Annotated in this window: 15 protein-coding genes; 7 read left to right on the forward strand and 8 right to left on the reverse strand. The window is 35.2% G+C overall.

The window, feature by feature from the left end:
• Positions 1-30: 30 nt before the first annotated feature.
• The 4 genes from phnE (CWS01_RS13080) to CWS01_RS13095 all read right to left on the reverse strand — a co-directional run bounded on the left by phnE (CWS01_RS13080) (position 31) and on the right by CWS01_RS13095 (position 3,706).
• Positions 31-834: a phosphonate ABC transporter, permease protein PhnE gene (gene phnE, locus CWS01_RS13080; protein ID WP_101177649.1), complete on the reverse strand. Its 804-nt coding sequence runs from the start codon at positions 832-834 to the stop codon at positions 31-33.
• Positions 831-1,628 (reverse strand): phosphonate ABC transporter, permease protein PhnE, encoded by a 798-nt coding sequence (phnE, locus tag CWS01_RS13085; protein ID WP_101177694.1) that lies wholly within the window; start codon positions 1,626-1,628, stop codon positions 831-833. The genes phnE (CWS01_RS13080) and phnE (CWS01_RS13085) overlap by 4 nt, the downstream gene beginning before the upstream one ends.
• Positions 1,629-1,630: 2 nt before the next feature.
• Positions 1,631-2,401, reverse strand: coding sequence for a phosphonate ABC transporter ATP-binding protein (phnC, locus tag CWS01_RS13090; protein WP_101177650.1), 771 nt, complete (start codon positions 2,399-2,401; stop codon positions 1,631-1,633).
• A gap of 381 nt (positions 2,402-2,782) precedes the next feature.
• Positions 2,783-3,706, reverse strand: coding sequence for a phosphate/phosphite/phosphonate ABC transporter substrate-binding protein (locus CWS01_RS13095; RefSeq protein ID WP_101177651.1), 924 nt, complete (start codon positions 3,704-3,706; stop codon positions 2,783-2,785).
• A gap of 536 nt (positions 3,707-4,242) precedes the next feature.
• Between CWS01_RS13095 and CWS01_RS13100 the strand changes: the two genes are divergently transcribed.
• From CWS01_RS13100 to CWS01_RS13120, 5 genes are all read left to right on the forward strand, one after another.
• Positions 4,243-5,802 carry a bifunctional metallophosphatase/5'-nucleotidase gene (locus CWS01_RS13100; protein WP_101177652.1) on the forward strand — a complete coding sequence of 520 codons (1,560 nt, stop codon included), beginning with the start codon at positions 4,243-4,245 and terminating at the stop codon, positions 5,800-5,802.
• Between the two features lie 110 nt (positions 5,803-5,912).
• Positions 5,913-6,629 (forward strand): gamma-glutamyl-gamma-aminobutyrate hydrolase family protein, encoded by a 717-nt coding sequence (locus CWS01_RS13105; protein ID WP_235852056.1) that lies wholly within the window; start codon positions 5,913-5,915, stop codon positions 6,627-6,629.
• Between the two features lie 183 nt (positions 6,630-6,812).
• Positions 6,813-7,079 (forward strand): phosphocarrier protein HPr, encoded by a 267-nt coding sequence (locus CWS01_RS13110; protein WP_101177654.1) that lies wholly within the window; start codon positions 6,813-6,815, stop codon positions 7,077-7,079.
• A 153-nt stretch (positions 7,080-7,232) separates the two neighbouring features.
• Positions 7,233-8,015, forward strand: coding sequence for an ABC transporter ATP-binding protein (locus CWS01_RS13115; protein WP_101177655.1), 783 nt, complete (start codon positions 7,233-7,235; stop codon positions 8,013-8,015).
• Between the two features lie 31 nt (positions 8,016-8,046).
• Entirely contained in the window at positions 8,047-8,820 is a 774-nt protein-coding gene (locus tag CWS01_RS13120) for a Cof-type HAD-IIB family hydrolase (RefSeq protein WP_101177656.1), read from the forward strand.
• A gap of 142 nt (positions 8,821-8,962) precedes the next feature.
• Here CWS01_RS13120 and CWS01_RS13125 read toward each other — a convergent pair whose 3' ends face one another.
• Positions 8,963-9,271: a hypothetical protein gene (locus CWS01_RS13125; RefSeq protein WP_101177657.1), complete on the reverse strand. Its 309-nt coding sequence runs from the start codon at positions 9,269-9,271 to the stop codon at positions 8,963-8,965.
• Positions 9,272-9,586: 315 nt separating this feature from the next.
• Here CWS01_RS13125 and CWS01_RS13130 point away from each other — a divergent pair, with 315 nt between their 5' ends.
• Together CWS01_RS13130 and CWS01_RS13135 are read left to right on the forward strand one after the other, a co-directional pair.
• Entirely contained in the window at positions 9,587-10,102 is a 516-nt protein-coding gene (locus tag CWS01_RS13130) for a hypothetical protein (RefSeq protein WP_101177658.1), read from the forward strand.
• A gap of 23 nt (positions 10,103-10,125) precedes the next feature.
• Positions 10,126-11,637 carry a flotillin family protein gene (locus CWS01_RS13135; protein ID WP_101177659.1) on the forward strand — a complete coding sequence of 504 codons (1,512 nt, stop codon included), beginning with the start codon at positions 10,126-10,128 and terminating at the stop codon, positions 11,635-11,637.
• 174 nt (positions 11,638-11,811) lie between these two features.
• On the opposite strand, the gene CWS01_RS13140 is transcribed toward CWS01_RS13135, so the two are convergent.
• The 3 genes from CWS01_RS13140 to CWS01_RS13150 are packed head-to-tail and all read right to left on the reverse strand — an operon-like array spanning position 11,812 to position 14,782.
• Entirely contained in the window at positions 11,812-12,693 is an 882-nt protein-coding gene (locus CWS01_RS13140; RefSeq protein ID WP_101177660.1) for a glycine betaine ABC transporter substrate-binding protein, read from the reverse strand.
• Positions 12,690-13,544 (reverse strand): ABC transporter permease, encoded by an 855-nt coding sequence (locus CWS01_RS13145; RefSeq protein WP_101177661.1) that lies wholly within the window; start codon positions 13,542-13,544, stop codon positions 12,690-12,692. Before CWS01_RS13145 ends, CWS01_RS13140 begins: the two co-directional genes overlap by 4 nt.
• Complete coding sequence (locus CWS01_RS13150) at positions 13,544-14,782, reverse strand: quaternary amine ABC transporter ATP-binding protein (RefSeq protein WP_101177662.1); 1,239 nt, start codon at positions 14,780-14,782, stop codon at positions 13,544-13,546. Before CWS01_RS13150 ends, CWS01_RS13145 begins: the two co-directional genes overlap by 1 nt.
• Positions 14,783-14,785: the final 3 nt, after the last annotated feature.

Raw genomic sequence — 14,785 nt, forward strand, 5'->3', positions numbered from 1 at the left:
GAAAAAAGGGAAAATTTAGAATATTTATTCTTAAACAATTCTGCGCCTTAAAAAACCAGATATAGCATCAATTACTGTAACCATAATAATAATTCCTAATAAAATAATGCCGACTCTATCCCAATCTCTTGATCCTAATGCAAAAATAAGGGGGGTACCAATGCCGCCTGCTCCGATAACACCGAGAATAGCTGCTGAACGGATATTAATTTCAAATCGATAAAGCGTATATGATAAGAAACCAGGCATTACTTGAGGCAATACGGCGAACCATAATATTTGAAAGCGATTGGCTCCTGTTGCGATTAATGCTTCTGTTGGCCCCATATCAAGGTTTTCAATTTCTTCTGAAAAAAGTTTTCCAAGCATTCCGATAGAGTGTAAACCTAATGCTAATACACCAGCAAATGAACCAGGACCAACTGCTTTAATGAATAAAATCGCCATGACAATTTCGGGAAATGTACGAATAAAACTTAAAATGAATTTGCCTGAACCGGAAATTGTTTTTCCTTTGCTCATATTATTAGCTGCCCAAAAAGCGAAGGGGACACAAAGGATAGCAGAGATAAATGTTCCTAATATTGCAATTGCTAACGTATCCAACAAGCCTCGCAACAAGTCTTCTCCTTCAGGCAAATAAACATAATCCCAGTCGGGGTGAAAGATTCCAGAAAATATTGCTTTAGAAACTTGAGCTGCAGTATCTTTTATGCCGTTTAAAGGAAGTCCAGAAAAAGCCCAAATATAAATAATAGCCAGCAATGCAAAAATAATAGTTTTTAAGATATATTGTTTTTTGGGTTTTAGTACTTTTGATGTTGTATTACTCATAATAATTTCTCCCGTAATTTTGTACTTATAGAATCAATGATTAAAACAACAATAAGTGTAAATAAAATAATGGAGGCCGTTTTGTCATATTCAAGAAAACCGAGTGTTTTATCGTAATACTCTCCAATACCACCTGCTCCTACAAGGCCAAGAATAGCTGCAGCTCGAATATTTACTTCAAACGTATATAAAAAATAGCTAGTGAAATGGGCTGTAATTTGAGGAATAACCCCAAAAAATATCCATTGAACTTTATTTGCTCCAACCGCTGTCATAGCTTCTAGAGGTCCTGGGTCTATTGCTTCGATTGCCTCATATAATAACTTTGCAATAAGGCCAATAGAAAATATAGAAAGGGCAAGCATGCCAGGAAGCGCTCCTAAACCAAAAATAGCAACAAAAATGGACGCTAACAAAAGATCTGGTATAGTACGGATTAAATTGAGAATAAATCGAAAAGGATAAAAGATAATGGGAATTCGAATAATATTATTTGCGCAAAGAAGTGCAAGTGGAACGGCGATAATAGCACCAAAAGTGGTTCCAACAACGGCCATTCTAATTGTTTCTAACATCGGCTCTATAATTCGTTCAAAATAATTCCAGTTAGGAGGCCACATTTGTACAAGCAAATCAAACATATTGGGAAAGCCATACACTAAATCTGCAAAAGAGGATTCTGTCTTAAATCCACTCCACCATAATAAAAGTAATACTAAAATAGTGGTGAAAATATGTTTTGTTTTTGCTGGAGGTTTAGGTGCTTCCATTTTCGATTTATTTGTTTCCTTCATTTTCATATTGTCTCACCTAGCAATTCATCTTGTTTGATGGGACGGCCATAAATTTCAGCAAAAACTTCATCGGTTGCAGCTTCCACTGGACCATCAAATACTACTTCTCCTGCCCGCAGTCCAATAATTCTTGTTGCATACTCACGAGCCAAGTCAATAAAGTGTAAGTTGACAACCGTGGTAATGCCATCCTCTTCATTGATTTTTTTTAAGTCATCCATTACTTGTTTTGTCGTTAGAGGATCAAGAGAGGCGACAGGTTCATCTGCCAAAATTACTTGTGCTTCTTGTGCAAGGGCGCGGGCAATGGAAACACGCTGTTGCTGGCCTCCAGATAATTCATCTGCTCTAGAATAGGCTTTTTCTAAAATATTTACTCGATCAAGTGCTTTTAAGGCAAGTTCTACATCTTCTTTTGGGAATAATCCTAAAATAGTACGGAATGTATTATGGTAGCCAACACGTCCAGATAGAACATTACGCAAAACGGAAGAACGTTTTACAAGATTAAAACTTTGGAAAATCATTCCGATATCACGTCGGATTTTTCTTAAACTAGCCCCTTTTGCAGCAGTAATAGATTGTCCTTCAATCAATATTTCTCCTTCTGAAATCTCGTGCAGGCGGTTGATAGACCGCAGAAATGTAGACTTGCCGGCACCAGATAACCCAACAATAACAACAAATTCCCCTTTATTAATAGAAAGGCTGATATTATTTAATCCCTTTGTCCCATTTGGATAAATTTTCGTAACGTTTTGGAATTGTATCAATGTTCATCCAACTTTCTAATATATTTTCATGAGTATAAAACTGTCGATTCTTATTAATGAAAAAATAGGTTTTTTCTAGTGCTTCATTCTTTCGGTGAAAAAAAGCTTAACCATTTAAGAAAATCGTAAATGATTAAGCAAAAAATTCTTTTAAAAAGGATTTTTTCGTAAATTTTGTTGCTATTTAATCAAAAAAGGAGCAGTTGACTTCCGCACGAATCAACTTCTTTATGAACAAGTTGAGTGAACAAAAACTATTTAAATCCAACAATTTTTTAGAAATGAGCCTTTAAAAAAGAATGATCAACGAATATTTAAAATGTATGAGGATTTATGCAGAATGCAGGTTAGATATGATTAAATAAAATCCGTTATAATTAGTTATTCAGTTTTTACCTTTTCTGAATACTCGCGTACAGTATCAAATTTGCGATCGTCTGAAACAATATATCCTTCATGTGTGTATATCTCACTGATGATTTTATGGCCTTCTGTACTTTCGCCGATTTTAATAAATGCATCTTGAAGTTTCTTTTGCCATTCTTTGTCCATATCAGAACGGACAGAAATTGTATCATTTGGAATATCTTCTGTATATTCAATTACTTTTGTATCGTCAAAAACGGATGGATAGTCTGCTTTTACAATATTGCGTGCATCCTGGAATACTACCGCTGCATCAACATCCCCGTTTAATAGAGAGATTATTGCCTGGTCATGCCCTTTTACTGTCACACCTTCGACATCTGCCTGTGGGTCAATGTCATTTTCCATTAATTTTGCTGCAGGCCAGACATATCCAGCTGATGATGTTACATCTTGAAATGCGATTTTTTTACCTTTTAAATCTTTTACTGAATTAATGCCAGAGTCTTTTTTTACTACAAAAATACTTTTATAAAAGTCTACTAATTGATCATTCTGTGAACCATCGTCATTTACTCCCTTACGTGTTGCTTGCAAAATCACATCAGCAGCTCCTTTTTCTTTAGCAAGTACATATGCCGTAGGAGGAAGGAAACCGACGTCTACTTGTTTAGAAGCCATTGCTTCAATGATAGTGTTGTAATTAGTAGAGACACTAACTTTTACTGGAATGCCGATTTCATCAGATAATAAATCTTCCAATGGTTTTGCTTTTGCTTCTAATGTGTCAGCATTGCTTGAAGGAACGAATTGAACACTTAACTCTTTTGGTACATAAGCTTCTTGTTCTGACGTTGTTTTATCGGAAGAGCTACAGCCGCTAAGTATGCCTGCTGCAAGCGATAAAGCAAGTCCTAATGTTGTTAATTTTTTAAACATCTTTCATCCCCCTATGTAATGTTAAGTTTTATCACATTTAAAATATATCATATTTTTGTTAAAAAATAGTAGGAAAATAATTAATTATTAGTAAATTTTAATTTTTTAGAAAAATATATTTCATTTAAGTTTAAATTAGGTAAAATATTAATAAAAGGCTCTTTTCTAAAAGATTGTTGTTTTTAACTAGGTTTTGTAAACAAAAACTAGTTAGGTTGATTGGAGCGGAAGGTGCGAGACTCCTGTGGGAGCAGCGGGACAGGTAAGACCCCACAGTCGCTGGTGCGACGAGGAGGCTCACCGCCCGCCCCACGGAAAGGGAGCATCCTGAAGTGGAAATTAACCTTCCCCAGTGCTTAGTGAATAGCAACAAAGTTTACGAAAACAGCCTAATAAAAAATTCTATATAAAGCATTCCATTAACATTTTGTGATAGAACTATTTTGCAGGGAGATGGAAAGATCAGGGAGATGATATTTTTTAACTATAATAACTTTATAGAATTTTAAAATTGATTATTGCTTGGAGGAATAAGATTGGCATATATAAAGATAACGATTTTATTGACAAGTGATGTTCATGGAAATATTTATCCATTAAATTATGGCGACAATAAACCGGCCCCGCTAGGTTTGGCAAAAGTAGCTGAGCTGATAGAGAAAGAACGGATGAAAAGTGATCATATAGTGGTAATTGATAATGGTGATTTAATACAAGGAACACCATTAACCTATCATTATGTGCACTTTCTTGGCGAGAAAAAAAACCCAATGATTCAAGCTTTAAATACATTGCAATATGATGCTGCTGTCATTGGTAACCACGAATTTAATTATGGTTTGCCTGTTCTGAAAAATGCGGTAAAAGAATCTAAGTTCCCATGGCTTTGTGCAAATATATTGGATAAAAAAACGGGGCATCCTTTTTTGGGAACACCTTATATTATAAAAAATGTTGGACCCTTTAAGCTTGCTGTGCTTGGCATTACTACACACTATATTCCAAACTGGGAAAATCCTAATCATATTGAAGGACTAGAATTTCGTGATGCTTTACTTTCTGCAAAAGAATGGACAGCAAAAATAAAAGAAGAAGAACAGCCTGATATAATGATTATTTCCTATCATGGCGGGTTTGAACGGGATATTCTAACAGGAGAACCAACTGAAGCGCTGACAGGAGAAAATCAAGGCTATCAAATTTGTGAGGAAATAGAAAATTTAGATGTATTATTAACCGGTCATCAGCATCGAATGTTAACAGGATCTGTACATGAAACAGAAATAATTCAAGCAAGCAATAATGGTAGTGTGTTAGGAAAGGTGACATTAGTTTTGAGTGAGGAAGGAAAAATAATAGAAAAGCATTCTGAATTATTGTCTGCAGCAGATGCAGCCCCTGATAAACGAGTTATGACTTTTGCTGCAGAATATGAATCAAGCACCCAAAAATGGCTTGATATGCCGATGGGATTTATTGATGGAGATATGGAAGTCCATGATCCATTAGAGATTCGGTTAAAAGACAGCAGCTTGATTGAATTCATTAATACCATTCAGATGGATGCAGCGAAAGTAAAGATTTCCAATACTGCATTATTTAACAATGATTCACCGGGCTTTAAATCAAATGTTACCATGCGAGATATTGTTTCTAATTACATCTATCCTAATACATTAAAGGTTTTAGCATTAACAGGCCAGGATATAAGAGAGGCGTTGGAACAGACAGCCAAGTATTTTACTTTAAATGAACAAGGAAATCCTGTTGTAAGCGAAGCCTTTTTATATCCGAAACCACAACACTACAATTACGATATGTGGGAAGGCGTTGAATATATTTTAGATATTTCGAAACCGGTTGGGGAAAGAGTGGTCAAGCTTGATTTTGAAGGAAAAGAAATAGAAGAACAAAATACATATGAAGTGGTCATGAATAACTATCGTGCAGGCGGTGGCGGCAATTATTTTATGTTTCAAAATAAGCCAGTAATAAGAGAAGTCCAGTTTGATATGTCTGAACTTATTGCTAGCTATATTTTGAAAAGAAAAACGGTAAAAGCAACATGTAATCTTAATTGGAAGGTAGTTTGGTGAGGAAGAAGTAATAGGAAGAAAATATAAACATAAAAATCCCCTTGTTATTCCCATAATTTTTGACAAAGTATTAAAAAGTTAGGTTATTTTTATAAGAAAGGATGATTTGTTTGGCGAATAAACCTGTAATCGGCATCACGGGAGCATATGTTTTTCATAATAAGTTTATGGAAGGCACATATGTACATCATGATTATCAAAAAGCAATTGCTGCAAATGGAGGCATTCCGATTATCTTGCCTTTTTTAGAAGAAAATCTTGCAGAAGAGATGGCAGAACAATGTGATGCTATTTTATTTAGTGGGGGAGAAGATATAGATCCCAAATTTTACGGGCAAGATCCTCATCAAAAACTAGCAGCAACCATCCCATTACGTGATAAATGGGAAATTGCTTTATTAGAAAAAGCAATGAAGAAAAAAAAACCTATCCTTGCCATTTGCCGCGGTATTCAATTATTAAATGTAGCATTAGGAGGAACATTGATTCAAGATATTCCAAGTGATGTGAAAGGAAGCATTAAGCATAGTCAAACGGTTAATAGAAGTTGGGATTCCCACTGGGTTATATTGGAGAAAGGGAGCAGGTTAGAAACGATTTTGCAGGCAAAAAAGATAAGGGTAAACAGTCTTCATCATCAAGCGGTTGATCATTTAGCAGAATCATTAAGAGTAACAGCAACAAGCAGTGATGGAATCATAGAAGCAGTAGAACATACATATTATGAACATTTTTTATTAGGCATTCAGTGGCATCCCGAATCAATGGCAGCAACAGATGAAACAATGAATAAAATTTTTGCGGAATTTATTAAAAACGCAAAATAAAAGGCAGTATACTTTATTTTTCTATTAGAAAAGTGGCAATAGGAGGATGGAATAAGCTGTTTTTTAGCAGAAAAAAGAGAAAAAAGAGAAATTAAGCACAAAAGATAGGAAAAAAATTAGTATTGAATAAGAAAATCAGTTAGAATAGATAGGTAACGCATATTTTAACTTGGAGGTATTACCATGAGCGAAAAAACTTTTACAATTATCGATGAAACAGGAATCCATGCTAGACCAGCTACTTTATTAGTAAGCACTGCTAGCAAATTTAAATCAGACATGCAAATTGCATATAAAGGAAAATCTGTAAACTTAAAATCCATTATGGGTGTTATGTCTTTAGGAGTGCCTAAAGGTGGAGAAATTACAATTTCAGCTGACGGTGAAGATGCTGAAGAAGCAGTAGCAGGATTAGAAAGCGTTCTGAAAAAAGAAGGATTAGCTGGCTAATCTACTATAACCTGAGGCCCTCTTTTAAAAAAAGAGGGCCTAAATTATATTTACCTGAAAAAAAGCTTTATATACAGAATAAATAACAGCGCTGTCAATGAACATACATATAGGAGTATCTTAGGATTAAGAGTAATAGGGGGGATCAAAAAAATGATAGTAAAAACAGAAGGAGTAGGTTTAAAAAGAAATGGAAAATGGATTCTAGAAGATATTAATTGGCAAATAAACAAGAATGAACATTGGGTCCTTTACGGGCTGAATGGAGCAGGTAAAACAGCTTTGCTTAATATGCTTTGTGCTTATTATCACCCAACGGTTGGAAGTGTTGAAGTATTAGGAAAAGTGTTTGGCAAAGCAGAACTTGGCGGATCGCTTCGCAAAAAAATAGGATTAGTATCTAATCGTCTTCAGCAAAATTTATATATGACAGACAGTGCCTATGAGATTATTTTAAGTGGAGCATTTGCATCGATTGGATTATATGAAACACCAACAGATGAAATACGACAAAAAGCAATTGATTTATTAAAAATGCTTGGCTGCTTTGATTATGCAGATAGAGAGTATAGCAGTCTTTCACAAGGAGAAAAGCAAAGGGTGCTAATTGCAAGAGCGCTGATGCTAGATCCAGAGCTTATTATACTAGATGAGCCTGCAACCGGTTTAGACTTTCTTGCAAGGGAACAATTATTAGAGACGATTAATGTATTGGCAAAACAAAAAAATGGACCAGCAATTATTTACGTAACCCATCATTTAGAAGAAATTCTTCCTGTATTTTCTCATTCCATATTATTAAAAAAGGGAAAAGTGTTTGCAAAAGGACAAACGGAAGAGATGATGACAAGTAAAAATTTATCGGAATTTTTCGAATTGCCTGTAGAAGTTATTTGGAATAATCAAAGACCATTGCTTGCAAAATCATTAAAATAAATCTTTTAAAAAGATGATAAAGGAGTAGAAAATGGAGTACAAAATTGTATTTATCGACATTGATGGCACATTAGTAAATAAGGAGAAAAAAATTCCTGAAGATGCGAAGCTTGCAATAAAGCAGTTAAAGGAAAAAAATATACCAATTGTTTTAGCAACAGGAAGAGCTCCATATTTTTTTACACATATATTAGAAGAATTAAATTTGCATTCATATGTTTGTTTTAATGGTTCTTATGTTGTCTGTGACGGTACAGAAATATATGCCAAACCAATTCCAACAGGAACTTTAGAAAAACTAGAAAAGGTGGCATTAGATCATAAGCACCCAATAGTATTTCAAGGGAGCAAAGAATGCTGCGCCAATCACGAAGACCATGCACATATCATTGAATCTTTTCAGTCATTAAAGATACAAAAGCCAATCTATCGCAAAGAATATTGGAAAGAAGCAGATATCTTTCAATGTTTACTGTTTTGTGAAGAAAAAGAAGAATCCATTTATCCTCAAAATTTTTCTGATATTCGTTTTGTACGCTGGCATCCAGTATCAACAGATGTGATACCAAATGGAGGTTCAAAGGCAAAAGGAATGGCGGCATTGCTAAAGCATTTGCAAATTGATGCAAGTGAGGCTGTTGCATTTGGTGATGGTTTAAATGATAAAGAAATGCTGTCCTATGTTGGTATGGGGATTGCAATGGGAAATGCAGAGGATGAGGTAAAGCCCTATGCCAAATTTACAACAAAGCATGTGGATGATGGCGGCTTAAAATGGGGGCTTGAACAAATCGGGCTAATCTAAACAAACGAAAAAAGGGGTTTAGCTTGGACTTTTTCTCTAAACAAAGAAAAAGAACTGCAACAAGCAACCTCTTTTTTTACAACAAGGTTTTCCATATGCATAAACAGTTATATAAAAAGCAGTTGAGTAATAATTGACTTTATCATTTCCAGTCTTTATAAATTACAACACCGCCAGTTAAATCAATTGTATTTCTTTCTCCTTTATAAAATAGTTTTCCTTTCTCCTCTACAAGCAAATTTTCATATGTATATACTTTTTTCCCATTAGGCATCGTAATAATAACTTTTTCTCCTAAGTCACTGGATGCAGAATTGGCTTCGTTTGGGAAAAAATGATCGATTGTGAGGTAAGATCCAATAAAGAGAGTAATCATTAATACACTTAATGTAATATATACTTTTTTTCTTAACAAAAATGTTTTTATTGAACCTTTTGCTGACTGTTTCATAGTCTCCTCCAAAAATACGCCATTAATGTTTAATGAACTACTTATTACTAGATTCCCATAATAGTAAAATATGAAACTGTTAATAAAAACATGATAAAAAAGTTATTTTTTAACAGGAGTTTAACGAATAAATAGTTAATTGTCAAAAATAATGCATAGTCCTCCAAAATAAGGTTTTGTTTCCATTTAATAAAAAAAATGAAACATTTGTAAATTTGATTCGTATATATGGTAACGATTTAATAAAAGGAGGATAGAGAAATTGAAGTTTTGTTATTTGGAAAATTTTAAACTTAATGAAAGAGAATGATGGTGATGGAACTTTTTGGATTTTCTATAACATCTATTTACTTGTTGCTGTTAATTATTTCTGGAATATGTATTTTAGTAACATTAGTTATATCAGATGTTTTTAGTGCAGAGTTAGGCATCTTAAATCCTACTGTTATTTTAGCGTTTTTAACGATTCTTTCAGCTAGCGGTTTTTTAATGGAGAAGTATGCTCTGCTAAATAGTATTGCTGTACTGGTCCTTTCTTCTGTAATCGCAATTATCGTGGCATTATGTTTGCACTTTTTTGTTCTTATTCCATTATCGAGTGCAGAAGAGTCGTTGGTTTATGATGATGAATCGTTAAAAGGAAGAGTAGGAAAGGTTATAACAGCTATCCCAAAGGATGGATTCGGAGAAATCCTAATCGAAAGCTATAGTGGCAATATTTCAAAAACCGCTGCAGCTTTTTACAATGAGGAAATCGCAAGTGCTGCAAATGTTGTCATTATAGAAGTGAAAAATCATATTGCCTATGTAGTATTGCAGGAAGATCTATAATTTATTCGGAGGAGGAAGCATATATGTTGGATGTTTGGATTATTGTTGGAGTAGTGGTTGTTTTATTAATTGCCTTAATAAGCATCTTTATCGCAAAGTATAAAACGGTTGGGCCTGATGAAGCTTTGATTGTAACTGGGAGCTATTTAGGATCAAAAAATGTACATGTGGATGAAGCTGGAAATAGAATTAAGATTATTAGAGGTGGAGGGACATTTATCCTTCCTGTATTTCAACAATCAGAGCCATTAAGTCTGCTGTCTAGCAAATTAGATGTGTCTACACCTGAAGTATACACAGAACAAGGTGTGCCGGTAATGGCAGATGGAACAGCAATTATTAAAATTGGCGGTTCAATTGGAGAAATAGCAACAGCTGCAGAACAATTTTTGGGAAAAACAAAAGGGGATCGGGAAAACGAGGCTCGTGAAGTATTAGAAGGACACTTGCGTTCTATTTTGGGAAGCATGACAGTAGAAGAGATTTATAAAAATCGTGATAAATTTTCCCAAGAAGTACAAAGAGTTGCATCACAAGATTTAGCAAAAATGGGATTAATGATTGTCTCTTTTACGATTAAAGATGTGCGAGATAAAAATGGCTATTTAGAATCTCTTGGTAAACCGAGAATTGCTCAAGTAAAAAGGGATGCAGATATTGCAACTGCAGAAGCAGATAAAGAAACAAGAATTAAAAAGGCAGAAGCAGATAAAGATGCAAAAAAAGCGGAATTGGAAAGAGCTACAGAAATAGCGGAAGCAGAAAAAGAAAATCAAATGAAAATCGCCGACTATAGACGAGAGCAGGATGTTGCAAAAGCTCGCGCTGACCAAGCGTATGATTTGGAAAGTGCTCGCTCTAAACAAGAAGTAACCGAACAGGAAATGCAAATAAAAATTATTGAAAGACAAAAACAAATTGAATTAGAAGAAAAAGAGATTTCGAGACGAGAGAAACAATATGATTCAGAAGTGAAAAAGAAAGCTGATGCAGATCGTTACGCAATGGAACAGGCTGCAGAAGCAAATAAACGCAGACAAATTGCCGAAGCAGATGCCAATCAGTACCGCATTGAATCGCAAGCGAAAGCAGAAGCTGAAAAAGTTCGTGTTGACGGTTTAGCAAAAGCAGAGGCAGAAAAAGCCAAAGGGGAAACAGAAGCAGAAATTATCCGATTAAAAGGATTAGCAGAAGCAGAAGCAAAACGAAAAATTGCGGAAGCATATGCTCAGTACGGGCAAGCTGCGATTCTTGATATGGTGTTGGATATGCTGCCAGAATATGCAAAACAAGTCGCGAGTCCATTATCTAATATTGATAAAATTACAGTAGTAGATACAGGCAGTGATGCCAGTAATGGAGGAGCAAATAAAGTAACAGGCTATGCAACCAATTTAATGTCAACGATGCAGGAATCTTTAAAAGCATCTGCAGGCATTGATGTGAAAGAACTTTTAGAAAATTTATCAGGCAAGGGAAATATTCGCCAAAGTGTAGATGGAATAAGAGAAGAATTAAAACAGAATAAAGAATAAATGAGAGAAGCTAGTGCAGTTGTGTTGCGCTGGCTTTTTTACAGCAGTATTCCATAGAAGGAAGAGAAGGATGGCGAATAAATTGAATGCACACCAAATAAGCAAGGAACAACCTGGATAAAATGAAAGCATAGATGAAAAAGGGCATCCTTCATAAAAGGATACCCTCATTTTTTATTTTTTCAAATCTTCAATTGAATTAATATCCATATAAGATGGAACAACTAATCCAAGTTTAGTTCCTTCTAAATTATTGCCTAAGTCTTCAAATTTGCCTTCATATTTTTTTGCATAATCTTCATGTGTAATTGGCAGCCAGCCTGCGATATGTGCATCTAAGCTTCCATCTGCAACACCTGTCCACATAGGTCCTGCTTCTAATTGGCTTAATGTTACATCATAGCCTAAATCAGATAGAACTTTTCCGACTACATTTGTACTTGCAATCTCACTGTCCCAAGCAACATAGCCGATTTTAATTTTATCGCCTTTTACTTTATCTACACCGTTCGTCCATTCTTTAACAGTATCGGCGTTTTCTTCTACCCATTTTGCAGCAGCATCTTCTGGATTTGCTCCATCTGTAATATCCATCATTACTTTGCCCATAGCATCTGTATCCCAATGGAAGTTATCTAATACTTGATATGCTTCTGGCAAATCTTCTTTTAAGCCATTGCGGACGATTGTATGGATATTTTCATCTTCTCCGAATGATTTTTTTGGATCTTCTAAATATTTCAGGTCATATTTTGCAAACATCCAATGTGGTGTCCAGCCTGTTACAATAATTGGCTCTTTTTTATCGTATGCTTTTTTTAATGTGGCAACCATTGCGGCACTTGAGCCTTCTACAACTGTCCAATCAGATAAATTATAATCTTCCATTGCTTGACTTGTTGCTTTCATTAAACCTGCACCTGGGTCAATCCCGATAATTTTGTAATCAACTGTATCTCCAACAGTCGCCCTTTCCCCTTTTTTGTCTGCTGATCCACATGCACTAAGTGCAAAAACTAGTGTTAATGTAAGCAAAGAAATTATCCATTTTTTCATTTTCCTGTTACTCCCCCTTGTTTTTTATTTCCAATATTTTGTGTGATTCTATCAAGAATGATGGCAACTACGACAATAGCAATACCGGCTTCGAATCCGCGACCTATTTGTATTTGCGTAACAGCGCGATAAACATCCGCACCAAGTCCTGGTGCGCCGACCATTGCAGCAATTACAACCATAGATAGCGCAAGCATAATACTTTGGTTAATCCCAGCTAAGATAGTTGGCATAGCAAGAGGCAATTGTACTTTAAATAATTTTTGGCTTGTTGTACTACCGAATGCTTCTGTTGCTTCCGTAATATCGCTAGGAACCTGCTGAATACCAAGAATCGTTAATCGAATAGTAGGTGGCATGGCAAAAATAACAGATGCTACTACACCAGGAACGACTCCTATGTTAAAGAAAAAGATAGCAGGTATTAAATAAACGAATGCAGGCATTGTCTGCATAAAATCTAATATAGGCACAACAATTTGTTTTACTGTGTTTTTCTGTGATGCCCAAATGCCTGTTGGTACACCAATAATAATGGAGATAACAACAGCAGATAAAACAAGTGCTAATGTATCTAGCATTGGATCCCAATAGCCTAAATTATCAACTAAAAGTAAACCGATAAAAGTAAATAGTGCAATTCCTTTATTTGCTAGTTTCCAAGCGAGTAATGTAAATAATATAATAAATAGATAGGGTGGAATAAAGGAAAGAAGCGAAACCAAACCTTCTACCACAGTTTCTAAAACAGTGGAAATACCATCAAAAGCGACTGCAAAAGTGGAAGTTAGCCAATCCACAAAGGAATCAATCCAATCAGCTATCGGCAATTTAGGGAATAGATTCTCCATTAGTTAGTCACCTCCATTTTTTGTGACTCCAGTACTTCCATACTATTAATATTTTCATTGTTACCAGCGAGTGCACCAAGTACAGCACCTCTAACGACAATGCCTTTTAAGCGATTGTCTTCATTCACAACAGCAACAGGGATAGTTGCTTGAGAAACGATATCAAATAAATCAGTTAATAAAGTATCACCAAGCACAGTGTCAATAGACTCTATTAATATGTCGTGAATAGATAAGCCTTGTTCTACCCCGCGTTTTGCATCATCAGCAGTGATTGCTCCAAGTAGAACTTTGCGCTTATTGACAACATAGATACTAGAAATGCCTAATTCTCTCATCATTTTGAGAGCAACACGTGGCCCTTTATCTATATTTACTGCTTCTGCACGTTTCATAATGTGATTTGCTGTTAATACTTTTGATAAATCAACATCTTCTACAAAACGTTCTACATAATCGTTGGAAGGATTCATGAGAATTTCTTCGGGGGTGCCTACTTGAACAATGGAGCCATCTTTCATTAGCGCTATTCGGTCTCCGATTCTAAGGGCTTCATCTAAATCATGTGTAATAAAAATAATTGTTTTCTCCATATTGGACTGCAGATCAAGCAATTCATCTTGCATGTCTTTTCGAATTAGTGGATCAAGAGCGCTGAATGCTTCATCCATTAAAAGAACATCTGGATCATTTGCTAAAGCTCTTGCTAATCCAACTCTTTGCTGCATACCACCGCTTAGTTGATCTGGATATTGATTTTCATATCCTTCTAGACCTACTAGTTTAAGAGATTCCATTGCACGAGCTTTTCTTTTTTCTTTTTCTACTCCTTGTATCTCTAGGCCATATTCTGTGTTTTCTAGGATAGTTCGGTGTGGAAGTAATGCGAATTTCTGGAAAACCATGCTGATTTTTTCTCTTCTTACTTTGCGTAGTTCTTCTTTGGACATGGAGACAATATCTTTTCCGTCAATATAAACTTTACCGATTGTTGGATCAATTAGACGGTTAAGCATTCTGACAAGGGTTGATTTTCCACTGCCTGAAAGTCCCATAATAACAAAAATTTCCCCTGCATATACTTCAAAGTTGGCTTTGTTTACTCCAACAGTAGAGCCAGTTTTCTTTAATATTTCTCCTTTTGTATCGCCATTTTTTAGCAATGCGATCGCTTTTTTGCTGTTTTTGCCGAAGATTTTCGTAACATCTTCAACTTTAACTTTTACCGTTTCTTTCATTCT

Origin of the sequence: Niallia nealsonii, assembly GCF_002835805.1 — a bacterium.
GTDB classification, from domain to species: domain Bacteria; phylum Bacillota; class Bacilli; order Bacillales; family Cytobacillaceae; genus Niallia; species Niallia nealsonii.

What these genes read in the sequence shown, in the direction of transcription:
- phnE (WP_101177649.1), bottom strand. Translation starts at nt 834, where the DNA reads ATGAGTAATACAACATCAAAAGTACTAAAACCCAAAAAACAATATATC.
- phnE (WP_101177694.1), bottom strand. Translation starts at nt 1,628, where the DNA reads ATGAAGGAAACAAATAAATCGAAAATGGAAGCACCTAAACCTCCAGCA.
- CWS01_RS13095 (WP_101177651.1), bottom strand. Translation starts at nt 3,706, where the DNA reads ATGTTTAAAAAATTAACAACATTAGGACTTGCTTTATCGCTTGCAGCA.
- CWS01_RS13110 (WP_101177654.1), top strand. Translation starts at nt 6,813, where the DNA reads ATGAGCGAAAAAACTTTTACAATTATCGATGAAACAGGAATCCATGCT.
- CWS01_RS13115 (WP_101177655.1), top strand. Translation starts at nt 7,233, where the DNA reads ATGATAGTAAAAACAGAAGGAGTAGGTTTAAAAAGAAATGGAAAATGG.
- CWS01_RS13120 (WP_101177656.1), top strand. Translation starts at nt 8,047, where the DNA reads ATGGAGTACAAAATTGTATTTATCGACATTGATGGCACATTAGTAAAT.
- CWS01_RS13125 (WP_101177657.1), bottom strand. Translation starts at nt 9,271, where the DNA reads ATGAAACAGTCAGCAAAAGGTTCAATAAAAACATTTTTGTTAAGAAAA.
- CWS01_RS13130 (WP_101177658.1), top strand. Translation starts at nt 9,587, where the DNA reads ATGGAACTTTTTGGATTTTCTATAACATCTATTTACTTGTTGCTGTTA.
- CWS01_RS13135 (WP_101177659.1), top strand. Translation starts at nt 10,126, where the DNA reads ATGTTGGATGTTTGGATTATTGTTGGAGTAGTGGTTGTTTTATTAATT.
- CWS01_RS13140 (WP_101177660.1), bottom strand. Translation starts at nt 12,693, where the DNA reads ATGAAAAAATGGATAATTTCTTTGCTTACATTAACACTAGTTTTTGCA.
- CWS01_RS13145 (WP_101177661.1), bottom strand. Translation starts at nt 13,544, where the DNA reads ATGGAGAATCTATTCCCTAAATTGCCGATAGCTGATTGGATTGATTCC.
- CWS01_RS13150 (WP_101177662.1), bottom strand. Translation starts at nt 14,782, where the DNA reads ATGAAAGAAACGGTAAAAGTTAAAGTTGAAGATGTTACGAAAATCTTC.